This is a genomic window from Sphingomonas parva (ex Maeng et al. 2020), from assembly GCF_004564275.1.
In the GTDB taxonomy this organism is placed as follows: Bacteria; Pseudomonadota; Alphaproteobacteria; order Sphingomonadales; family Sphingomonadaceae; genus Allosphingosinicella; species Allosphingosinicella parva.
The window spans coordinates 13,079-34,633 of sequence record NZ_SPDV01000025.1 but is presented as its reverse complement, the minus strand read 5'-3'; the positions used below and the strand labels follow the sequence as shown (position 1 = coordinate 34,633).

Annotated in this window: 22 protein-coding genes; 13 read left to right on the top strand and 9 right to left on the bottom strand. The window is 68.3% G+C overall.

Annotated features, from left to right (window positions below; genetic code table 11):
- The first annotated feature begins 129 nt into the window (after positions 1-129).
- The 5 genes from E2493_RS13270 (at position 130) to E2493_RS13250 (ending at position 3,286) form a co-directional block, all read left to right on the top strand.
- Positions 130-918, top strand: coding sequence for a VOC family protein (locus E2493_RS13270; RefSeq protein WP_135087557.1), 789 nt, complete (start codon positions 130-132; stop codon positions 916-918).
- Positions 915-1,421 carry a VOC family protein gene (locus E2493_RS13265; RefSeq protein WP_225421460.1) on the top strand — a complete coding sequence of 169 codons (507 nt, stop codon included), beginning with the start codon at positions 915-917 and terminating at the stop codon, positions 1,419-1,421. The genes E2493_RS13270 and E2493_RS13265 overlap by 4 nt, the downstream gene beginning before the upstream one ends.
- Before the next feature lie 119 nt (positions 1,422-1,540).
- A complete protein-coding gene (locus E2493_RS13260) occupies positions 1,541-2,005 on the top strand; it encodes a hypothetical protein (RefSeq protein WP_135087553.1) in 465 nt (154 codons plus the stop codon).
- A 118-nt stretch (positions 2,006-2,123) separates the two neighbouring features.
- On the top strand, positions 2,124-2,510 hold the full coding sequence (locus tag E2493_RS13255) for a hypothetical protein (protein WP_135087551.1): 387 nt from the start codon (positions 2,124-2,126) through the stop codon (positions 2,508-2,510).
- On the top strand, positions 2,510-3,286 hold the full coding sequence (locus tag E2493_RS13250; protein ID WP_135087549.1) for a hypothetical protein: 777 nt from the start codon (positions 2,510-2,512) through the stop codon (positions 3,284-3,286). Before E2493_RS13255 ends, E2493_RS13250 begins: the two co-directional genes overlap by 1 nt.
- Before the next feature lie 50 nt (positions 3,287-3,336).
- On the opposite strand, the gene E2493_RS13245 is transcribed toward E2493_RS13250, so the two are convergent.
- Entirely contained in the window at positions 3,337-3,774 is a 438-nt protein-coding gene (locus E2493_RS13245; protein WP_135087547.1) for a phosphopantetheine-binding protein, read from the bottom strand.
- Positions 3,775-4,119: 345 nt separating this feature from the next.
- Here E2493_RS13245 and E2493_RS13240 point away from each other — a divergent pair, with 345 nt between their 5' ends.
- Positions 4,120-4,710 carry a hypothetical protein gene (locus tag E2493_RS13240; protein WP_135087545.1) on the top strand — a complete coding sequence of 197 codons (591 nt, stop codon included), beginning with the start codon at positions 4,120-4,122 and terminating at the stop codon, positions 4,708-4,710.
- Positions 4,711-4,795: 85 nt separating this feature from the next.
- Entirely contained in the window at positions 4,796-5,656 is an 861-nt protein-coding gene (locus tag E2493_RS13235) for an energy transducer TonB (protein ID WP_135087543.1), read from the top strand.
- A gap of 108 nt (positions 5,657-5,764) precedes the next feature.
- Here the strand turns inward: E2493_RS13235 and E2493_RS13230 are convergent, their stop codons facing one another.
- Entirely contained in the window at positions 5,765-6,178 is a 414-nt protein-coding gene (locus tag E2493_RS13230; RefSeq protein WP_135087541.1) for a hypothetical protein, read from the bottom strand.
- A gap of 95 nt (positions 6,179-6,273) precedes the next feature.
- Here E2493_RS13230 and E2493_RS21270 point away from each other — a divergent pair, with 95 nt between their 5' ends.
- From E2493_RS21270 to E2493_RS13210, 4 genes are all read left to right on the top strand, one after another.
- Positions 6,274-6,420 (top strand): hypothetical protein, encoded by a 147-nt coding sequence (locus tag E2493_RS21270; protein WP_167737520.1) that lies wholly within the window; start codon positions 6,274-6,276, stop codon positions 6,418-6,420.
- A gap of 140 nt (positions 6,421-6,560) precedes the next feature.
- Positions 6,561-7,985 carry a M28 family peptidase gene (locus tag E2493_RS13225; RefSeq protein ID WP_135087539.1) on the top strand — a complete coding sequence of 475 codons (1,425 nt, stop codon included), beginning with the start codon at positions 6,561-6,563 and terminating at the stop codon, positions 7,983-7,985.
- Positions 7,986-8,006: 21 nt separating this feature from the next.
- Positions 8,007-10,607: a ribonuclease R family protein gene (locus E2493_RS21850; protein WP_225421459.1), complete on the top strand. Its 2,601-nt coding sequence runs from the start codon at positions 8,007-8,009 to the stop codon at positions 10,605-10,607.
- A 342-nt stretch (positions 10,608-10,949) separates the two neighbouring features.
- Complete coding sequence (locus E2493_RS13210) at positions 10,950-11,324, top strand: hypothetical protein (protein ID WP_135087537.1); 375 nt, start codon at positions 10,950-10,952, stop codon at positions 11,322-11,324.
- Between the two features lie 76 nt (positions 11,325-11,400).
- On the opposite strand, the gene dcd is transcribed toward E2493_RS13210, so the two are convergent.
- From dcd to E2493_RS13190, 4 genes are all read right to left on the bottom strand, one after another.
- Entirely contained in the window at positions 11,401-11,955 is a 555-nt protein-coding gene (gene dcd / locus E2493_RS13205) for a dCTP deaminase (RefSeq protein ID WP_135087535.1), read from the bottom strand.
- Between the two features lie 202 nt (positions 11,956-12,157).
- A complete protein-coding gene (locus E2493_RS13200; RefSeq protein WP_135087533.1) occupies positions 12,158-12,565 on the bottom strand; it encodes a hypothetical protein in 408 nt (135 codons plus the stop codon).
- Entirely contained in the window at positions 12,562-13,302 is a 741-nt protein-coding gene (locus E2493_RS13195; protein ID WP_135087531.1) for a GH25 family lysozyme, read from the bottom strand. The genes E2493_RS13200 and E2493_RS13195 overlap by 4 nt, the downstream gene beginning before the upstream one ends.
- Positions 13,303-13,431: 129 nt before the next feature.
- Complete coding sequence (locus tag E2493_RS13190) at positions 13,432-13,896, bottom strand: UPF0262 family protein (RefSeq protein WP_135087529.1); 465 nt, start codon at positions 13,894-13,896, stop codon at positions 13,432-13,434.
- 161 nt (positions 13,897-14,057) lie between these two features.
- On the opposite strand from E2493_RS13190, the gene E2493_RS13185 reads away from it, so the two are divergent.
- Entirely contained in the window at positions 14,058-15,584 is a 1,527-nt protein-coding gene (locus E2493_RS13185) for a replicative DNA helicase (protein WP_135087527.1), read from the top strand.
- A 54-nt stretch (positions 15,585-15,638) separates the two neighbouring features.
- On the opposite strand, the gene E2493_RS13180 is transcribed toward E2493_RS13185, so the two are convergent.
- The 3 genes from E2493_RS13180 to E2493_RS13170 form a co-directional block, all read right to left on the bottom strand.
- Complete coding sequence (locus E2493_RS13180; RefSeq protein ID WP_135087525.1) at positions 15,639-16,454, bottom strand: hypothetical protein; 816 nt, start codon at positions 16,452-16,454, stop codon at positions 15,639-15,641.
- 868 nt (positions 16,455-17,322) lie between these two features.
- Positions 17,323-18,756 carry a succinylglutamate-semialdehyde dehydrogenase gene (astD, locus tag E2493_RS13175; RefSeq protein ID WP_135087523.1) on the bottom strand — a complete coding sequence of 478 codons (1,434 nt, stop codon included), beginning with the start codon at positions 18,754-18,756 and terminating at the stop codon, positions 17,323-17,325.
- Positions 18,757-18,939: 183 nt separating this feature from the next.
- On the bottom strand, positions 18,940-20,343 hold the full coding sequence (locus E2493_RS13170) for a protein adenylyltransferase SelO family protein (protein WP_135087521.1): 1,404 nt from the start codon (positions 20,341-20,343) through the stop codon (positions 18,940-18,942).
- A gap of 36 nt (positions 20,344-20,379) precedes the next feature.
- Here E2493_RS13170 and E2493_RS13165 point away from each other — a divergent pair, with 36 nt between their 5' ends.
- A complete protein-coding gene (locus E2493_RS13165) occupies positions 20,380-21,249 on the top strand; it encodes an alpha/beta fold hydrolase (RefSeq protein WP_135087519.1) in 870 nt (289 codons plus the stop codon).
- Positions 21,250-21,555 lie beyond the last annotated feature (306 nt).

The window sequence follows — 21,555 nt, the reverse complement described above, 5'->3', positions numbered from 1 at the left end:
GGGGAGAAGAGACATGCCCAGCGACGGCGAGGCCGATCCGCGGAGGACGGTATCGGGCGGGGAGACAAGGTTCGACGGCAAGAGGATGTTCGGCGGCGTCGCGCCGCTGGTCTGAAAGGAGGGGTGACCATGGCCGGAATGCCGATCTGGTACGAGCTGATGACGGCCGATCCTTTGAGTGTCGCGCCCTTCTACCGGGCGACGCTCAAGTGGGAGATCGGGCCGGGCGAGGCGATGCCCAACGGCGTCACCTACGGGATGATCGGGCGCGCCGACGGCGGCCATGCCGGCGGGGCGCTGACGCTCAGCCCGGCCATGCGGGACAGCGGCGCCAGGCCGGGCTGGCTGCCCTATTTCCACGTCGGGGACGTCGATGCCGCGGCGGCGGAGGCGCAAGAGCTCGGCGGAAGCGTGCAGATGCCGCCGGTCAGCATGGACGGCGTCGGCCGGATGGCGATGCTCGCCGATCCGCAGGGCGCGCCTTTCTACGTGATGGCGCCGACGCCGCCCGCCGGCCAGCCGGATGCGCAGAGCGACGTGTTCGATCCGCAGAAGGCGGGACACTGCCGCTGGAACGAGCTCAACACCAGGGACGCGGCGGGCGCGCTCGCCTTCTACACGGCGCTGTTCGACTGGACCCCCGGCATGGCGATGCCGATGGGCGAGGCCGGCGACTATCGCTTCATCGAGCACGAGGGGCTCGCGATCGGCGCGGTCAACCCGGTGCGCGCGGGGCCTTCGCACTGGCTTCCCGTGTTCGGCGTCGAGGAGATCCAGGCGGCGAAGGCGGCGGCCGAGGCGAACGGCGGCATCGTCACCCAGGATCTGCAGGAGATCCCCGGCGGCGAGTTCGCGCTCGGCGTCACCGATCCGGGCGGGGCGGCATTGGCCTTCGTCGGGCCGAAGAGAGGAGCATGACCATGGCGACGCGCACGACGGAAAGCGGCAGCAAGGCTTTGGTCTGCCTGTGGTACGAGAAGGACGCGGAGGCCGCGGCGCAATTCTACGCCGAGACCTTCCCGGACAGCTCGGTCGGCAAGGTGCACGCAGCGCCGGCCGACAATCCTTCCGCCAAGGCGGGCGAGCCGCTGACGGTCAACTTCACCGTGCTCGGCATCGACTGCCTCGGCCTCAACGGCGGGCCGCATTTCCAGCAGAGCGAGGCCTTCTCCTTCCAGGTGATCACCGAGGACCAGGAGGAGACCGACCGCTACTGGAACGCGATCACGGGGAACGGCGGGCAGGAGAGCATGTGCGGCTGGTGCAAGGACAAATGGGGCGTCTCCTGGCAGATCACCCCGCGCATCCTGGCCGAAGCGATGGACGGCGAGCCGGAACGGGCCAAGCGCGTGTTCGAGGCGATGATGACGATGAAGAAGATCGACATCGCCGCGCTGGAGCGGGCGGCGGCGGGGAGTTGATCGCGCCGCCTCCGCGGGCCGAGCGCAGTCGCCGCAGGCCGCGACGCGGACGATCGCGGTCGACCGCACCGCATCGCCGCTGCCAAGCCTCGCCGCGCAGTGATCGGGGAGCGGCGTTCATGCGGAGACTATTCAACTATCTGTCGGGCGCTACGCTCGGCCTGCTGCTCGTCGCGCCCGGAGGGGCCGCGCCCCCTCGCCAAACGGCCGGCGCGGCGGCCAAGCCCTGGGTCCTGCCGTCGGACCCGGGATATCGGGAGGCGCGCGAGGAGGTGGAGGGCTATGTCCGCAAGGCGGCGCGGTCGCGCCGGGGGCACAACGTGGTGATCTGCCTCGACACGCCGGTGCAGCTGATCGCGGTGGTGCAGCTGCGCGCGCCGGCAAAGGGCGCGGCGCCCGCGTTCGACGTCTCGGTACTCGGCACGGAGGACAGCGTCCTGACCTTCGTCGAGAAGACGGATGCGAAGACGCCGGAGGAGCTCGAGGACGAGCGCCGGCGGACGCTGATCAAGGCCCATTGCCGGGACGCCATCGCCGCGCATCTCGCCGATCGCGTGCGGAAGGGTGGGGCGGCGGGGCGCTGATCTCGGGGCGCAGGGGGACCAATTCGTATAGTGTCCCCGAAATTCTCTGATCGCGGGCCGCGGGGGGACCAATTAGTATAGTGTCCCCGAAATTCTGGGGCATGAGCGAGGGAGCGGGGTGGCGGGCCGCCTCGTGCCTTCGATTGACAAGCCTCATCCGCGCAGCGAAACTCCCGGTCGGAAGACGGTTTCGCTCGATCGGACGGGGGCGATGGAATCGGACTTGATGGGGCGCACTCTGAAGGCGCTCGAGCACCTGAACGCGCTCTATCGCGTCGATCGATACCTTTCGATGGCGGCGGCCGTGGCGTCGTTCCTGCTCCTCTTCTACGTTGCACTCCAGGCGTTCACGAGAACCGAAGTGCGTTGGGAGCTGCTTGCCAGCTTCTTCGGGGCTTCGGGCTTCCTGACGGCCGCGATGCTCCGGATCGCCTATTTCTTCAACGAGGGTCACAAGCTCATCGCCCAGATCGTCAAGGCCGAGATCGACCGGGGCGGCGCCTGATGAGCACCCTCGCGAACGACAATGCGCTCGTCCTCCAGACGCTCGAGAAACTGGAGCGACGCGCCCAGCGCAGCCGCCCGGTGGTGGCGGCGGCCATATTGCTCGCCGTCCTCTCGCTGATTGCGGCGACGCTTCTGCTCGTCCGCAGCGTCCGCCAGGCGGAGAAGCTGGAGATCGCGCAGGAGCAGCTCGAACGCGCGCTGCAGGAACGCAACACGATCGCCGCGCGCCTTGCCGAATACAACAAGGTGCTGAGCTCGGAGAGCGCCTCCCCGGCCGCCGTGGAAGCGGCGCGCGAGTCCAGCCGAGCCCTTTCGCAGGCCCTGCCCGAGGCCGACGGGGGCAGTTTTGCAATGCCGTCCGAGGTGGCGGTGCGGCGCGTCCAGCTGCTGACGGTAGGCGCGCCGACCGGCTGGGACCTGGACGTCTTCTGGTGCGACGGCGCAGGCGCGGCGGAGAATTATGCAACCGCCCGGGCGGCCTCGATCGCGCTCGCGGGACCGGCGGCCGCCACCCGGCCGATTGCGCCTGGCGTGCGCCTGGGCCGGGTCCAGCTCCGCCCGATCCAGCCGCAGCAAACGGCGGGGTGGCGTGCCGCAATGAAGGGGCGCAACCTGCTGGTCGTGACCGATCCGGGGACCGCGGAGGCGGAGGCGGCCCAGGCTATCGTCGGCAAGATCCTGACGTCCGCCGCCGTCATCGACCAGTCCGAGCTCGGCGCATCCCAGTCTGCGAGCCGCTGGTATCTCAGCATTGGCGCCTGCGCGGCCGGCTGACCTCCGGCGGTGGCGCACAGATAAGACGAAGGGATCCGGCGCGGAGGCGCTCAGGAGGTCGCGGCGCGTTCCCTGAGCCTGGCTTCGACGTAGGCGACGATCGCCTGGTAATTGGGGAGCCGCTCCGCGGCGTCGTCGGGCACCTCGATGCCGAATTCCTCTTCCACCGCCATCACGACCTCGACGACCTCGCAGCTGTCCGCGTTCGCGTCCTGCGCGAGGTCCGGCGCGCTCACCGCAAGTTCCGGCGAAATGTGGAGATATCTGACGAGGATCGCCTGAACGCGCGCGCCCACGTCCTCGGCGCCGGCGGTCTGCACTCCGGCTGCCGCAACGGGAGCGCTCGTCTCGTGCCCATGAACGTCGGAGCGGCAGCTGGTCGTCCGGTCGCCAGGGCTCGCGAGGTCCGCCTCCCGGCTTGCCCCGCAGGCGGTGAGGGCAAGAAGGCTGGAGGCCCCGGTCAGCACGCTCCACGTCGCTCGAACCATGTCTCGGCTCCTCTGCCACGGAATGTGATCCAGGCGTACGATCCTGTCCAGTGGTCCGGCGCTCCGTGTCGGGACCGCATCGACCCCGAGTGGGCAAGCGCGTGCCCGAGGCGATGGGGCCGATGTAGAAGATCGAGCTCGTCGCGCTGGAGCGAGCTGAGCCGGGGGAGGGGCAGAGTGAACCTGCTCTTAACCGCCCGATTAGTGATCCCGCCTGGGATGCCGTGGCACCGGGCGCCGGCCATTGGCGCACCAGCCTGTCTTCCTCCCTCGTCGCGGTTGCGGGGCGCATTGCTCCCGCCGTGCTTTGCTGCAAGACTGCGGCCCACTCTGGGGGAGATGATGATGTTGGGACAGGCACTCGTCCTGCTGGCGGCGATGGCGATCGGGCAGGCGGCGGCGCCGGTGACTCGCTCCGGGATCGAGCGCCTGCCCGACGGCAGCATTTATTGCCGGATCGGCGGAGTCCTCGGGCTCTCGCTCACCGTCGCGCCGGACCGGAGCGCGCGCGGCCACTTCCGCGAACACCAGCTCTACGGCGGCGGCGCGGCCCATCTCTACACGACGATCGAGTTCACCCGCTCCGCCGCCGGCAAAATCGCCTACAGCCTCGGCGAGTTCGAGATCATGCACCCCGAGTTCCGCGACGGCGACAGGTTCGGCAAGACGCGGGTGATCCTGGACGGCGCGACGACCCACGAGCTCAACGTCCCGAATATGACGGTCGACAAGGGCCGATATTCGACGACGCGGCGCCTGACGTCGGACTTCCGGGCGCTCGGCCCCGGATTCCTCGGCCCGCTCGGCCGTGCCGCCGAGGTCAGGGTCCAGCTCACCAATGCGGGCGGCGGGACGTTCATCGAGATGGCGACGACGCCGCGCGGCGCCGAACGCATGCTCGACCAGCTCAATCGCGCCGAGTGGAGCTGCGGCTGACGCCGGTGGCCCGCTCGCGTGACGGGTGTTGAGCGGTCCTCTTTTCCTGCGCTATCGACGCTGCGGGCATGAAGGGGGCGTCGTGATGTTCAAGCAGTTGATTCTGGGCGCGCTCTCCTTCGCCGCGGTGCCGGCCGCGGCGAAGGAGAGCGCGCCGGCGGCGCTGACGCGCAGCGGCAAGTGGGTGGTCGATTACGATCGCGATGCCTGCCATCTGCTGGCGCAGTTCGGGACCGGCGATGATCTGGTGGCCATGCGCCTGACCCGCTACCAGCCTGGCGACTGGTTCGACCTCAGCCTGTACGGCAGCAGGCTGGCGAGCGAGAGCCCGAGGAGCGAGGCGTCGGTCGACTTCGGGCTTGGCGGCGCGCCGTTCGAGACGAGCACGGTGAATGGCAAGGCCGGCACGCTGCCGCTGTCGCTGATCTCGTGGCTGCGGCTGGACGGCTGGCGACCCGCGGAGCCGGACGAGGTCGCGCCTTCAGTATCGCCGCAGCAGGAAGCCGCCGTGACCGGCGTGACCGTGAAGCTCCAGGGCAGGAAACCGTTCCGCCTGGCGTTCGGTTCGCTGGCCAAGCCGCTGGAGCAGCTCCGTTTGTGCGAGGCGGAGCTGGTGAAGAGCTGGGGTTACGATCCGGCCGTCCAGGCGGCGCTGGCGAGCCCCGTCCGGCCCGCGAACCCGCCGTACCGCTGGGTGGGACCCTCCGATTATCCTTCGGGCGCGCTGCGCGACGGGGCCAACGGCGTCGTGCAGTTCCGGCTCGACGTCGAGACCGACGGCAAGGTCTCCGGCTGCCACGTGCTGGCGCGGACCAGCCCCGACGTCTTCGCCGACACCACCTGCCGCGCCATTACCAGGCGGGCGAAGCTCGAGCCGGCGCTGGGCGCGGACGGCAAGCCGGTGCGGTCCTACTACGTGCAGAAGGTGGTGTGGCGGGTGGAGTAGCGGCGGTCGGGTTCGCGTCACCAGAAGGTCGAGCTGCATAATTGGTGCATTCAGTGCACTGGCACCGAAATTCCCTTTACGGTCTACCGCCCCCTGTCGCGGAGTCTGTCAGTGACGGGACCGCGCCTGACACTGATTTCGTTGGGTGAAGCAGGCGTTCTGGCGCGCATAGTCGCCTGCCCTGTTCGCTGCGGTCCAGCAAATGGCGAACGCGGCCTGACAGCTGTCGCTGCTTGCCGGACGCGTTGCGCGGCTCCCGTTGCTCGCGGCGGATGAGCGTCGCGTCGTGCCGGTCGCCTGAGCCGCAGCCCGCGCACGGGCCTTGGCCTGCGCTTTCGCCTCGGCATCGATCACGAGTGCCTTGGCCTCTTCGTTCTCGGGATCCAGTCCAAGCGCCTGGCGGGCGCGCATCGCCGCCAGATCATATTCTCCCGAGCTGTAATATTCTCGCGCGTATTTCAGCTCGTACTCGGCCGTTCCGATGCCCTGAGCCGCCGCTCCTCCCCCGATCGCGAGCACCATCGCCAGAGCCGCTGCCAACACGATCCTCATTCGAACCCTCCCGATCGCCGGACTGCGACGCTCAGCAAGTAACCGCCCCCGATTTTCGAGGCAACATGCAGATCAGCGATGACTTACTGGTGACCTTCTTGCCGTTCGGCGCGGTGGCGAGCCGTTCGATCGCGGTCGCGAACCGCATATGCGAGCTTCGCGGGAACGCCGCTGGCGCTGAAGCATCCGTCGAGGAGAAAGCGAGCCGCTGATCGCCGGCCCCGGCTCGCAGCATGGCGCCACTTCGAGCGCACCCGCCGCACGATCCTCGCCCGAATCGCCCGTCGAGCTTGTGCCCTCCAAGGGCCGCGGAGTCTTGCCACCACGCCCCGCCCGGCGCACAGACCGCGCCATGAAGCACGTCCTCCTCGCCGCCGCCCTTCTTCTCCCCACCGCCGTCTCCGCCGCCCCAACCCCGCCGCCGAGCCCCCGCGCCATCGCCGACAATGTCGAGGAAGCCCGCCTCCGCGCGATCGTCGAGAAGCTCGTCTCGTTCGGCACCCGCCACACGCTCTCGTCGCAGACCGATCCCGCCCGGGGGATCGGGGCGGCGCTGCGATGGACCGAGGCGGAGTTCGGGCGCTACGCCAAGGCCTGCGGCGGGTGCCTCACCGTCGAGACGCCGTCCCAGATCTTCACTGGCCGCCGCATCCCGACGCCGACCAAGGTTGCCGACGTGCTCGCCATCCAGCGCGGAACGCTCGACCCGAAAAGGGTGGTGATCATCTCCGGCCATATCGACAGCCGCGTCTCGGACGTGATGGACGTGACCCGCGACGCGCCGGGCGCGAACGACGACGGCTCGGGCACCGCGGCGGTGATCGAGGCGGCGCGGGTGCTGTCGCGGCACAGATTCCCCTACACGATCGTCTATGCCGCGCTGTCCGGCGAGGAGCAGGGGCTGTACGGCGGCAAGGTGCTCGCCGATTACGCGAAGGCGCAGGGCTGGGAGGCGATCGCCGCCCTCAACAACGACATCATCGGCAATTCATGCAGCTCGGACGGGGTGTGCGACGCGGCGCACGTCCGCGTCTTCTCGGAGGGGCCGCGCTGGCAGGGCGGCGAGGCGCTGCGCGGGCCGCAGCGCAGCCTCGGCGGCGAGAACGACGCGCCGTCGCGCAACATCTCGCGCTGGGTCGACGGCCTCGCCGACGACCTCAGCCTCGGCCTCGACGTCCGCCAGGTGTGGCGCAACGACCGCTTCGGCCGCGGCGGCGATCATACGGAGATGCTCAACCTCGGCTTCCCGGCGGTGCGGTTCAGCGTCGCGATCGAGAATTACAATTGGCAGCACCAGGACCTGCGGGTCGAGAACGGCGTCGAATATGGCGACACGATCGACAAGATGGACTTCCCGTATTTGCGCAAGGTCGTCCAGCTGAACGTCGCGGCGCTGGCTGCGCTGGCGAGCGCGCCGCAGCCGCCCGCGCCGGTCGCGGAAGGCGCGGTCTCGACCGACACCACCCTGACCTGGGAGCCGGTGCGCGGCGCCGCGGCCTATGTGGTGCGCTGGCGGCCGACCGACCAAGCGAACTGGACGGAGAGCCTGCGGGTCGACGCCGCCCACGGCGCCGAATTGCTCGCGCCGGTCGCGGCGACGGCGAATGCGCCGGCGCAGCCGACCCGGCTGCGGTCCGTGCTGAAGGGGGTGCGAGTCGACGATTTCGTGTTCGGCGTCTCGTCGGTCAGCGCTTCGGGCTACGAGAGCCCGGTTGCATCCGCCGTGCCCGGTGGTGCGTTCCGCCCTTTCATCCCTCCCGCGACCGCGGCGCAGTGACCCGAACGAACAAGAGCGTGAATGGCTAGAAAAGACAGAGGCGGTCTCCCGAGCCGCCAGCAGATCCTCGATTTCATCGCGTCGAGCGACCAGCCGGCGGGCAAGCGCGAGCTCGCCCGCGCCTTCGGCCTCTCCGGCAACGACAAGCAGGCGCTGAAGGTGCTGCTGCGCGACATGGCCGACGAGGGGCTGATCGAGGGCTCGCCGGGCCGCGCCTTCCACCAGGCCGGCGGCGTGCCGAAGGTCACCGTGCTCCGGGTCAAGGACGTCGACGACCAGGGCCAAATCTGGGCCGTCCCCGAGCGCTGGGAGAGCGACATGCCCGAGCCGCGGATCCGCGTGCTCGAGCGGACCGGCAAGGGGGGCAGGGGCGGGGCGCTCGGCCCCGGCGACCGGATCCTCGCCCGCACCGAGGCGCGGGGGAATGGCTACGCCGCCCACCCGATGAAGAAACTGGCGCGCGGCGAGGAACTGGTGCTCGGCGTCGTCCACCAGGAAGGGGAGAGCCTGTGGCTGCGCCCGGTCGAGAAGAAGGAGCGGCGCGAGCTGCCGATCTCCGACCTCGGCAGAGCCGAGCCGGGCGACCTGGTGCTGGCCGAGAAAGTGGGAAGGCCGCCGCGGATCAGCGCCCGGGTGTCGGAGGTGCTCGGTGACCCGTTCGCGCCGCGCAGCTTCAGCCTGATCGCGATCCACAAGCATGGCATCCCGCACGAATTCCCGGACCGCGTGCTCGAGGAAGCGGAACGGGTGGCGGGGCTGCCGCTTGACCCGAGCGGCTCTTCAATTCCTCCCCGGCACGGGGAGGGGGACCGCTCGCCGCAGGCGAGTGGGGGAGGGGCTGGCAGTGAGTTCGAGCCCTTGCCTGCAGCGCAGAATGATGAGGCGGTGCCAGCCCCTCCACCGTCCGGCGCCTCCGGCACCGGCCGGTCCCCCTCCCCGTACCGGGGAGGAATGGTCGCTCGGGAAGACCTCACGTCCATCCCGATCGTGGCGATCGACCCGGCCGACGCGCGGGACCATGACGACGCGGTGTGGGCGGCGCCGGACGACGATCCGGCCAATGCCGGCGGCTGGAAGGCGATCGTCGCGATCGCCGACGTCAGTTTCTACGTCCGCCCCGGCTCGGCGCTCGACAAGGAGGCGCGCAAGCGCGGCAATTCGGTCTATTTCCCCGACCGGGTGGTGCCGATGCTGCCCGAGACGCTCTCCGCCCACGTCTGCTCGCTGAAGCAGGGCGAGGACCGCGCGTCGCTGGTCTGCCACCTCCAGGTCGCGAAGAGCGGCGAATTGAAGCGCTGGCGCTTCTCCCGCGCCCGGGTGCGGATCGCCGCCAACATCGCCTATGAGGACGCGCAGGCGGCGATCGATGCGGCCGAGGGCAGGGGGGGCGCCGAGGCCGGGGAGAGGGTCGAGGTCGCCTCCTCGCCCTGCTCGATGCCGGAGATCGAGCTTACATCGGCTGCGGCGCCGCCCCCGGTCGATCCGGCGCTGGTCGAATCGACGCTGAAGCCTTTGTGGGAATGCTGGCGGGCGATGTACGTGGCGCGCGAGAAAAGGGGGCCGCTCGACCTCGACCTGCCCGAGCGGCGGGTGGTGCTCGACGAGAAGGGCCGGATCCTGTCGGTGGCGCCGCGCGAGCGGCTCGACGCCCACAAACTGATCGAGGATTACATGATCGCGGCCAACGTCGCGGCGGCCAAGGCGCTGGAGGCGAAGAAAGCGCCGGTGATGTACCGCGACCACGAACCGCCGAGCCGCGAGAAGCTGGTCGCGCTGAAGGACTATCTGAAGACCTTCGAGATCGAGTTCGCCCTGGGCCAGGTGATCCGCCCGTCGACCTTCAACCACATCATCGAACGGGTCGGCGAGGCCGATTTCAAGCCGCAGGTGATGGAGCAGATCCTGCGCACCCAGACCCAGGCCTATTACGGGCCGGAGAACCACGGCCATTTCGGCCTGGCGCTCGGCTCCTACGCCCATTTCACCAGCCCGATCCGGCGCTATGCCGACCTCATCGTCCACCGCTCTTTGGTCCGCGCCTACGATCTCGGACCGGAGGCGCGCGAGACCGGCCTCACCGACCAGGACCTCGAGGCGATGGAGGTCACCGGCGAGTTGATCTCGCAACTGGAGCGGCGGGCGATGGAGGCGGAGCGCGAGACGCTCGACCGCTATGTCGCCGCGTACCTCTCCGAACGGGTCGGCGACCTGGTCGACTGCCGGATCACCGGCGTGCAGCCGTTCGGCTTCTTCGCCACGGTCGAGGGGCTCGGCGGCGACGGGCTGGTGCCGGTCTCCACTCTGGGCAGCGAATATTTCCGCTACGACGAGGCCCGCCAGACCCTGGTCGGCGAGGACAGCGAGACCGAGTTCGCCTCGGGCCAGAGGCTGAAGCTCAGGCTGGTCGAGGCCAACCCCGTGTCGGGGGGCCTGCGCTTCGAGCTCCCCGACGGCGGGGCGCGCGGCTTCCAGCGCGGCGGCCCGGGCAGCGCGCGGCGGCCGATCCGCCGCGACGGCAAGCGCGGTGACCGGGAGGGCAAGAGCGGCGGCGGCGACGGCAAGAAGGTGAGAATGCAGGGCAAGCGCGGCCGGCCGGGGAACATCCGGCACCAGGGGCGCTAGCGGGGCGGCTGCGGCTATCCATCGGGCCTCCATGTGGTCCGTAGGCAGCATTTCCACGCGAAGCCGCGAAGAAGAAGGAAGGCGCGAAGGGTCTGCGGGGGCGGTGGGGCCTGCGAGTACCCGCTGCGCCAGCAGGCTATGGGCACGCGAAGCGTGCCTTTCTTCCGCGAGGTCTTCAGCCGATGCGACCGCCTTCAGCGGGCCGACGCCTTCGCGGCTTCGCGCTCTTCGCGCCTTCGCGTGAAATTCGGCGGCGGAGCAGCACGGCGGCTGGGGGTCCTACGGGGTCGCGCTGGCGAACCACTCGTTGCGAACAGCATCGTGAAGAGCCAGAAAGTTCGGGTGAGCTACGACCTGATGGTGTTCGATCCGGAGGCCGCGCCGCGCGAGCGCGAAGCCTTTCTGCGCTGGTATCATGAGCAGGTTCAGTGGGACGAGGGGCATTCCTATGACGACCCCAGGGTCACGACCCCGGCGCTGGCCAGCTGGTTCACCGAGATTGCGGAAGCCTTTCCGCCGATCAACGGTCCACTGGCATCGGACGATTACGACAACCCGAAGCTGACCGATTACTCGATCGGCCGGTCGGTTATCTATGCAGCGTTCACCTGGTCACAGGTCGAGGCGGCCCATCTTGCAGCTGAAAGTCTCGCGGCGAAACACGGCGTGGGTTTCTTCGACGTCAGTTCCGACCAGGGCGATATCCGTTTTCCGTGAGCGACGGGGCCGAGCGGAGACCAAGGCGTGCGGATATGGAGCGCCCCCGCCGGCGTATGTCGATGCTCCCGCCGGTTCAGAGCCGCGGCAGAGTGACGCCGCGCTGGCCCATGTATTTGCCGGCGCGGTCGGCATAGCTCGTCTCGCACGGCTCGTTGCCCTGCAGGAACAGGAACTGGCAGGCGCCCTCGTTGGCGTAGATCTTGGCGGGGAGCGGCGTCGTGTTCGAGAATTCGAGCGTGACATGGCCTTCCCAGCCGGGCTCGAGCGGGGTCACGTTGACGATGATCCCGCAGCGCGCATAGGTCGACTTGCCGAGGCAGATGACGAGCACGTCGCGCGGCACCCGGAAATATTCGACCGTGCGGGCGAGGGCGAAGCTGTTCGGCGGGATGATGCAGACGTCGGTCTTGCGGTCGACGAAGCTGTTCGAGGCGAAGTCCTTCGGGTCGACCAGGGCGTTGTCGACATTGGTGAAGATCTTGAACTCGTCGGCGACGCGGGCGTCATAGCCGTAGGACGAGAGGCCGTAGCTGATCGTCCCCTCGCGGCGCTGGCCGTCCTCGAACGGCTCGATCATTCCATGGTCGAGGGCCTGTTGGCGAATCCAGCGGTCGGACATGATGCTCATGGGCCGAGGTCTTCGCGGGAATTGCGGCGGGAGGCAAGGGGAGGGATCCTCCCCGTTCGCGGGGAGGGGGACCGCGCGGCGCAACCGCGTGGTGGAGGGGGGCTGGGGCCCCGCGGAAGAGCAAAGGCGGCGCAGTGCGGGTCTCGGAACCCCCTCCACCATGCTGCGCATGGTCCCCCTCCCCGCAAGCGGGGAGGATTGTTCAGATCCCCCGCCCGACCAGGCGGCCGCCGCAGCCGGTGAGCTGGCGGCCGCTGAGGCTGATCGTGACGTGCTCGCGATAGACCAGGCCGCGGGCGCCGGTGCAGGGGCCGTGGCGGGCCTCGATGGCGATCACGGCGGTGCCTTCGCCCGATTCCCAGCGGGTCACCGTCCCGTCGGTGCGCGGGAGGACGCGGGGGACGGAGTGGGTGCGGAGGTCGCTCTTGCGGCCGCCGGGCTCCTCGGCGCCGAGGGTGAGGACGATGCTAGCGTCGCCGATCGTCACCATCCAGAAGGGATCGTGGCCGACCGCGGTATAATCGACCTGGGCGACCGGCGCGAACGGCGGCTCGCGGGTGGCGCAGCCGGCGAGGAGGAGCGGGACGAGCAGGGCGAGAGCGGACCTCATGAGGCGGAGTGTCCTCCGGATGAGGCCGGCGGGCAAGGGGCGGCGAGGGCGGCGAGGCCGCAAGCCCCGTCCACGACGTTCCAGTCGACCCGGCCGTCGATCCCGCGCAGCGCGCGGAAGCTCGACGCCTGCCAGATCCGCCACGGCCGCGTGCCGTAAGCGGGGCGGCGGAGCAGGCGGCGCAGCCAGAGCGGCCGGTCGCTCGCTTCGCTGATCCGATAGGCCGCCTCAAACTCCTCGGTGACGTAGAGGATCGCCCGCCGGCCGGTCCGCGCCTCGACCGGGGCAAGGAAGGCGGCGAGCTCGCGCAGCAGCGCCGCGCGGTCGGGGCGGGCGGCGCAATTGCCGCCGAACTCGAGGTCGACCGCCGGCGGCAGCAGGGTCGGATCGGCGGATATCGCGGCGAGAAAGTTCGCCGCCTGCGCGGCGCCGCCGCGGCAGAGGGTGAAGAAATGATAGGCGCCGTGCGGAATGCCGGCCGCCGCGGCGCCGCGGCGGTTGGCGTGGAAGCGCCGGTCGCGATGGTCGCCGCCCTCGCTCGCCTTCAGATAGGCGAAATCGACCCCCTGGGCGGGGAGCGCCGTCCAGTCGATCGCGCCCTGGTGGTGGGAGACGTCGATGCCCTGGAGCGGGTAGGTGCGCTCCGACGGGTGCCAGCGGATGGCCAGCCGCCAGGCGACGAGCGCGAGCAGCGCAGCGGCGAGGAGGAGAAGAAGGGCGAGGCGCAGCGTCCGCATCGAAAGGGAGTGTCGCGCGGGGCGGGGATGGGGGCAAGGGGCGCGCCAATCCTCCCCGTGCCGGGGAGGATGATCAGGTTCGAACTGCCCCCGGCAGTTCGAAGCCATGCCGGGAGCATGGCGACCTGATCACTTTATGTGAAGGACGCAGATCAGGGTGAAGAGGCGGCGCGCGGTGTCGAAGTCCATTTCGATCCTGTCCTTCAGGCATTCCTGGAGGAGCTCGGCGGCCTCGTTGTGGATGCCGCGGCGGGCCATGTCGATCGTCTCAATGCCCTTGGCGGTGTCGCTGCGCACCGCCTTGAAGTAGCTCTCGCAGATCGCGAAATAGTCGCGGATCGGGCGCTTGAAGCGGGCGAGGCCGAGGCGGATCGTCTCAAGCGGGGCGCCGTTCTCGTCCTTGAGATCGATCGCCAGGCGGTTGTCCTCGATCCGAAGCAGGATGCGGAACGGGCCGTGGTGGCCGGCCGGCTGGAAGTGATTGGCCTCGAGCAGATCGAAGATCGCGACCTGGCGCTCCCGTTCAATGTCGTCGCTGCGGCGGATGATCGTCCGCGCGTCCAGCTCGATGTCGATGATCCGCGGATCGGCCATGGGGAGCCCTGTTAGAGCCTGATCGCGCCCGGTGGAAGCGCCGCGCGCGTCCGCCGCGGCGCAATCCGGAGCGCTCGAGGACCCGGCTTTTCCACAGCGCGTCCACATCTAATTGCCCGCGCGGGCTAGGGAATCCGGCCCGCTGCGGCTACACTGCGGCCATGGCTGAAACTCTACTCCGGCTCGCGGACGCCGATGCGCCCGCGCCCAGCGCTCCGACTCTTCCGCACAACGTCGAGGCCGAGGCGGCGCTGCTCGGCGCGCTGATGATCGACAACCGCATCGCCGAGGACGTGCAGATGCGGCTCAGGCCCGATCATTTCTACGAGCCGCTCCACGCCCGGATCTACGAGCAGATCCTGAAGATGATCGACCGCAACATGATCGCCTCGCCGGTGACGCTGCGGCCGCTGTTCGAGGCCGACCAGGAGATGAAGGAGCTGGGCGGTCCGGCCTATCTCGCCCAATTGACCGGCAGCGGCGCCGCGGTGATCGGCGCGCGCGACTTCGCCGATCAGATCTACGAGCTCGCTCTGCTGCGCGCGTTGATCGGCGTCGGCCGCGAGATGGTCGAGAAGGCGCTCGACACCAGCGAGGACGTCGATCCCAAGGGCCAGATCGAGCAGGCCGAATCGGCGCTCTACCGAGTCGCCGAGGAAGGCGGCAACGAGGGCCAGGTGAAGAGCTTCGCCGAGGCGACGCGGATGGCCGTGCAGATGGCCGAGAAGGCGCTCAACACCGGCGGCGGCCTCAGCGGCGTCACCACCGGGCTCGAGAGCTTCAACGCCCGCACCGGCGGCATGCATCATTCGGATCTGATCATCCTCGCCGGCCGTCCCGGCATGGGCAAGACCTCGCTCGCCACCAACATCGCGTTCAACGCCGCCCAGCGCTACGTCCAGGATCTCGCCGACGGCATCGACCCGAAGAAATCGGCCGGCGCGCCGGTCGCCTTCTTCAGCCTCGAAATGTCGGCCGACCAGCTCGCCACCCGTATCCTCGCCGAAAATTCGGGGATCAGCGGCGAGAGCCTGCGCATGGGCAAGATCAGCCAGGCTGATTTCCGCAACCTCGCCCGCGCCGCCGCCGAGCTGGAGAGCCTGCCGCTCTACATCGACGACACGCCGGGCCTGACCATCGCGGCGCTGAGGACCCGCGCCCGGCGCCTCAAGCGCCAGCGCGGCATCGGCTTCATCGTCGTCGACTATCTCCAGCTGCTGCAGGGCTCGGGCAAATCGACCGACGGTAACCGCGTGCAGGAGATTTCGGAGATCTCGCGCGGCCTCAAGACCCTGGCCAAGGAGCTGAACGTGCCGGTGATGGCGCTGTCCCAGCTCAGCCGCCAGGTCGAGAGCCGCGAGAACAAGCGCCCGCAGCTCTCCGACCTTCGCGAATCCGGCTCGATCGAGCAGGACGCCGACATCGTCCTGTTCGTCTATCGCGAGGAATATTACGTCAATTTCACCAAGCCGAAGGAAGCCTCGGCCCAGGCCGGCGACGACGCCAATGCCGTCGCCGCCTTCGAGGAATGGCAGCGCGCGATGGAGGAGGTCCACGGCCGCGCCGAAGTGATCATCGCCAAGCAGCGCCACGGCGCGACCGGCACGGTGACGCTGAAGTTCGAGGCGAAGATCACGCGGTTCAGCGACCTGGTGGACGAGCACCGGATGCCGGAGATTCGTGGGTGACGACCATCCCATAGCTGCGGCGGAAGGTGCTACAGCGTGCCTCTAGCACAAGAGTTAGACAGGTGCTTGCGGGTGCGGCGGACGCGGTTTGGGGTCGCGCAAGCCGATGTAGCGCAGGCGGTAAGGTACCCATGCGAGTGCCAAACTGGCTACTCCCGTGGCCAAGTTGGTCAATTCGTCGGCAAAGCCGAAGTAGCCGCTCATCGCTGCGTAGAGGCCGCTTACGAGGTAAGCCGCGCATGCGGCGGAGTACCCCAATACGACGTTTCTATAGGTTTTGGGCCGCAATCCGCTGCCGAGAATTCCTGCCACTGCCGCAGCAAGGATCGAGACGAAGTTTATCGCGGATCCCTTAAGGAATTCGCCAAAGTTGCTGGTAGGTAGCAGTACTTCGAGTGCTTTCGTTCCCGCTTCAGAATACGGTATCACGCGCTCGATAGGTCGTAGCGCCTCGATCGTCGTTCCCTCCTCTATAACCTTAAACCCGGGCGGAATACGGAGGCGGGTTGTGCTGCAGGCGCGGGCGGAAGACCCGTCTGAAAAGGGGATAGTCAAAAGGCGCCGGACGGTCGTGCGGCTCGGAAGCGAGAAAGCGAAGGAGGTGCCCCGTACAATCCCGTCAATGGCATACTCCGGTACCGGTTCATTTGAAGCGAGCTTGAATGTCCCTTTGACATCTTCTGATCCGATTAAGAGAAGTGCGTCGTACGGAGTGGTTTTCAAAACACCAATCACGCCTTTGCCCGGCGCTTCTGGCGGGACAAGGCGCGCGGGCACCGCGACCAAGATCGGCGCATTGGGCGTTCGAGGGTCCTGCTTCGAGAGGATCTGGAGAGAAGACAGTCGGCCGCTCTTATCGAGCTCGAACACGCAAACTATCTGTCTAGGGGTTGGTGCGGGAAAGACCCGCTTCGGCGCGTGAAGCCGTTTGAGCTGCGCAATTAGCATCTTCTCTCGTGCGATCCTTTTTTCCAGGCTCGCGACCGCACTACGTTCGATGCTGACATTAAGCGCCACTAGGTATGCCGACATCGCGGCCGCGCCCACTGTCACAACCCAGACTATGCTCCAGATCCCACGGGGCATCATTAGTGTCCAAGCCGAATTGGCATGCTTACGTATAGATGAATATAGTGGGCAGGACGGAGATCAGAAGGGTTATCGCCCAGCTCATCATCAAGAGGGCAATTGATAGTTTAAACGGTCCCCGTACAAGACTACGGTGAAGGGTTGCCTCTTGCGTCTCGTCTGCTTGCCAAGGGGATCTATATCCGAGAAGTAGATCGAAAATTCGGATCGTAAACTGAAAAAGCGTTAGCCACCCAAGGACAAGTAGGAAGGCTGGTGCCATCGCGTACGCATTGATGATTCCTGCAGCCGTAAATTGGTCGTATGATGAGACTTTTCTGTCAAGGCCGTTGAGGATTTGGCCTGCAAAGATGGCCGAAGTGGATATGTAAGATGTCAAGAGTCCTAGCCATATCCACACCAATATACCGCGATTTGCAAGATCAGGCAGTTGGTTGCGGTCGCGCTCGCTCTTGTGATCTTCATCCATGATTCGTTCTCTGTTTGAGCAGGAGGGAAGCGGTCTTTTTCCGTATGCTACACATGTCCACGGCTCGCATGCCAAGTTAATAAAGAATTACAACCGTTCTGGACACAGTACTAGGTGCCTAGGTGTAGATTAGAGGTCAGCGCGCTACCCGTGATGCAAGCTATGCTCGATCCAAAAGATTTAACCTTCCAATTCGTTCGCCGCGTAGGGATCTGCCAGGCCGACGCCGATGCTGGCGCGGGCCGCTTCGGCTTCGGAGCTGGTGACCGGATAGGCGCAATAATCGGCGGCGTAATACGCGCTCGGGCGGTGGTTGCCGGAGAGGCCGATGCCGCCGAACGGGGCATTGGACGGCGCCCCGTTGGTCGGCTTGTTCCAGTTGATCACGCCGGCGCGGATGTTGGCCCAGAAGCGGTCGTAGAGCGCCGGGCTGCCGCCGACCAGCGAAGCGGCGAGGCCGTAGCGGGTGGCATTGGCCTCGGCGAGGGCGGCGTCGAAATCGGGCACGCGGATCACCTGGAGGATCGGGCCGAACATCTCGCTGTCGGTCCGCTCCTTGACGTCGGTGACGTCGATGATCGCGGGCGTGAGGAACGGCCGGTCGTCGGCCGAGCGCTCGAGATGCTTGATCGGCCGCCCGCCGCGGGTGAGCAGGGCGAGGAAATCCTCCTGCAGCTGATCGGCGGCGGCGGCGTCGATCACCGGGCCCATGAAGGGCGCCGGATTGGCGTGCGGATGGTTGACGATCAGCCGCTCGGAAAGGCGGACGATGGCCTGGAGCAATTCCTCATGGCCGCCGTCGCGCACGATCAGCCGCCGGGCGGCGGTGCATCGCTGGCCGGCGCTGAGGAAGGCCGACTGGACGGCGATCACCGCGGCGGCATGGATGTCGGGCGCGTCCCAGACGACGAGCGGGTTGTTGCCGCCCATCTCGAGCGCGAGGATCTTGTGCGGCGTCTCGGCGAACTGGCGGTGGAGGGCGAGGCCGGCGCGGGCCGAGCCGGTGAACAGCAGGCCGTCGAGCCCCGGATGGGCGGCGAGCGCGCGGCCGACATCGGGGCCGCCCTGGACGCAGCGGACGACGTCCTCCGGCACCCCGGCCTCATGGAGCAGGGCGACGAGCCGCTCGCCGACCGCGGGCGTCTTCTCCGAAGGCTTGAACACCACCGCGTTGCCAGCGAGCAGGGCGGGGACGATGTGGCCGTTGGGAAGGTGCGCCGGGAAATTGTACGGGCCGAGCACGGCGAGGACGCCGTGCGGCTTGTGGCGGACGGCGACGCGGGCGCCGAGCGCGCCCTCGAGCCGGCGCTGCGAGGTGCGCTCCGAATAAGCCGAGACCGAGATGTCGACCTTGTTGACCACCGCGTCGACCTCGGTCGCGCTCTCCCACAGGGGCTTGCCGGTCTCGCGGGCGATCAGATCGGCGAACTGGTCCTTCTGGCCGCGCACGACGTTGGCGAAGCGCCGCATCGTCTCGATCCGGACCGCGAGCGGGCGCGCCGCCCAGGCTGCCCAGGCGCCGCGCGCCCGCGCGATCTCGGCATCGGGATCGCCGCTGTCGCCGGTCCAGAGAAGCGTACCGGTTGCGGGTTCATGGGACGTCAGGCTGGTCATGGCGGCTGAAGCACCATTTTTGCGGGATGCGGTCAATCCTCCCCGTGAGGCGAAGCTTCATGGGGAGGGGGACCGCTCGGCGAAGCCGAGCGGTGGAGGGGCAGGTCGGTGCAGGGCACAAGCGTGCCCCTCCACCGCGCTCCGCGCGGTCCCCCTCCCCGTCCGCTTCGCGGACAGGGAGGATTAGGAAGTCGCGAGAGCCTCGCCCATGCGGCGGACGGCGGCGACCTTGGCTTCGAGGGCGGACCAGTCGTCGGCTTCGTCGATGCGGCTCCAGATCGCCTCGACCTCGTTGATGTGCATCGAGCAGGGCGCCGCGTCGGACCAGTAAGGATGGTCGGTCGCGCCCGGTACCGGACTGTAGCCACGCAGCAGATCGGCGACCGCGACGAAGAGCTCGTCGCGATAGGCCTCGTCGGCCGGGGAGGGGCCGCGCCGGCGGCCGCCGCGCCAGTCGAAGAAGAAGCGGTCGATCTCGACCGTCTTCTGGGCGAGCGCGGTCTCGATCGCGACGAGCAGCCGCGCGTCGCTCTCCTCGCCTTTCGCGGCGATGCCGAGCCGGGCGAAGAGGCTGGCGGTCAGCGCCGCCTGGAACAAAGCGGGAAATTGCTCGATCGACGGGGTCAGCGCGTCCGCGTCGGCGACAAGGGTGAGGGCGCGGGCGAGCTGGACGACGTCCCAGTGGATCGCCTCGGGCTGGCGGCCGAACGAATAGAGGCCGGCGTGATCGAAATAGGCGGCGGTGAAGAAGCCGTCCCAGAACGGCGTCCAGCGCCACGGGCCGTAATCAAAGCTCTCGGCGGTGATCGCGATATTGTCGCTGTTGAGCACGCCGTGGACGAAGCCGGCGGCGATATAGGACGCGGCGAGCGCCGCCGTCTTGCCGACGACATGGGCGAGCAGCCGCGCCGACCCGTCCTCGCCGCTCTCCTCGCCATAATATTCGCGCAGGCAGTAATCGACGAGGGTGCGCATCTCGTCCTCCAGGCCGAAATGGGCGAGGCGCTGGAAGGTGCCGATGCGGATGTGGCTGTGCTGCAGGCGGACGAGCACGGCGGCGCGGGTCGGGGAGGGCTCGTCGTTGCGGTCGAGCGCCTCGCCGGTCTCGATCAGCGAGAGAGTCTTGGACGTCTCGACGCCGAGCGCCTCGAGCATCTCGGTGGCGAGCACCTCGCGCACGCCGCCCTTCAGCGTCAGCCGGCCGTCGCCGAAGCGGCTGTACGGCGTCTGTCCCGAGCCCTTGGTGCCGAGATCGAGCAGCCGGCCCGGCGCGTCGCGCAATTGGGCGAAGAGGAAGCCGCGGCCGTCGCCGATGTCGGGATTGTACACGCGGAACTGATGGCCGTGATAGCGCAGCGCCAGCGGCTGCGGCAGATTGTCGGGCAAAGGCGCGAAGCGGCCGAAATGCGCGAGCCAGGCCTGGGCGTCGAGATCGCCCAGCCCGACCGCCTCGGCCCAACGCTGGTTGCGGAACCTCAGGATCGTCCGGGGGAAATCGGCCGGCGCGACGGGATCGTAAAAGGCGTCGCCGAGGGCGAGGATCGCGGTTGCGGGGGTGTAAGAGCTGGGTTGCGGGCGGTGGGGCATCAGTGAATATGGGGCCGTGGCAATGAAGGGGATGGCATGGCGCGATGGTCCGATGGTTACTGGTCGTCAAGCGACGGCCTCCGGCTCCACTATCGCGATTATGCCGGAGACGCCGCGCGCCCGCCGATCGTCTGCATCCCCGGGCTGACGCGTAACGCCCGCGACTTCGAAGGGGTTGCCGAGCGGCTCGCCGGCCGACGCCGCCTGATCTGCGTCGACCTGCGCGGGCGCGGGCAGAGCGAGCACAGCAAGGATCCGATGCTGTACGTGCCGCCGGTCTATGTCGAGGACATGGAGGCGCTGATCGCCGCGCTCGGCCTGACCCGCTTCGTGCTGTTCGGCACCTCGCTCGGCGGGCTGATCACCATGCTGCTCGCCCAGCGCGACTCCGGCCGGATCGCCGCGGCGCTGCTCAACGACATCGGCCCGGTGCTCGAGACGCGCGGGCTCGAGCACATCCGCTCCTATGTCGGCCGCTCGCAGAGCTGGCCGACCTGGCTGCACGCGGCGCGCGCGCTGTGCGAGATGCAGAGCGACCGCTATCCGGACTGGCCGCTCGAGCAATGGCTGGTCTACGCCAAGAGGGTGTGTCGGCTGACGCCGAACGGCCGGATCGTCTTCGATTACGACATGCGGCTCGCCGAGCCGTTCAAGATGCCGGCGGGGGAGGCGGGCTTCGACCTCTGGCCGGCGTTCCGCAGCCTCGACGGCGTCCCCTCGCTGGTGGTGCGGGGCGAGCTCTCCGACCTGCTCAGCGAGGAGACGGTGAAGCGGATGTGCGCAGAGGTGTCGTCGCTCGAGGCGGTCACCGTCCCCCGCGTCGGCCACGCCCCGACCCTCGACGAGCCGATCGCCCTCGACGCGATCGATCGCCTCCTCGCTCGCGGGGACGCGGCGGACTGCTGAGGCGCTTCGATAGGGAAGAGCGCAGGCGGATAACCGGGGAAGCCGAGGCGCTTCGCGATCGCTTTTTCACGCGATGACGCGAAGGACGCCAAGGCGCGAAGGGTCTGCGGGGGCAGCCAAGCCGCGTTAACCTGGTTGCGCCGGTCGAATAGCGCACGCGACGCGTGCCCTTTCTTGCACGGGCGCATCGGTCTTGCGGGGTCCTCGTTGCTTGCACGAAGCCTTCGCGCGGCTTCGCGCTCTTCGCGCCTTCGCGTGGAAGAACGATGGCGGCGCTGCCGCGGGACTCCCGGGTTAGCCTGAAGG